Consider the following 274-nt stretch of genomic DNA (forward strand, 5'->3'; position numbering starts at 1 on the left):
GTTCAGGTCCGGCTGCTCGGCCAGGAAATTGTGTAGATAATATTGGCGGCGACCCGGATGCCAGCTCCAGGCCGGGCCGCCGAACGAGGCCCGCCAGTTGTTCGGCGGCGATCCGTCCGGCTTGGCGTCCGCCCAGACATACCAGTCGGCAAAGGCGGGATCGCCGGCGGCACTCGCCTTGAACCACGCGTGCTGGTCGGAGGTGTGCGACCAGACCTGGTCGATGATGAGCTTGAGACCATGCGCATGCGATTAGTCCACCAGCCGGTCGAAG

General features: G+C 65.0%; 1 pseudogene. It reads right to left on the reverse strand.

Annotation, left to right across the window (positions count from 1 at the left end):
• A pseudogene (locus E0D90_RS28530) lies at positions 1-237 on the reverse strand (alpha-amylase family glycosyl hydrolase); the annotation flags it as partial.
• Positions 238-274 lie beyond the last annotated feature (37 nt).

The organism is Streptomyces otsuchiensis, assembly GCF_004305975.1.
GTDB lineage: Bacteria > Actinomycetota > Actinomycetes > Streptomycetales > Streptomycetaceae > Streptomyces > Streptomyces otsuchiensis.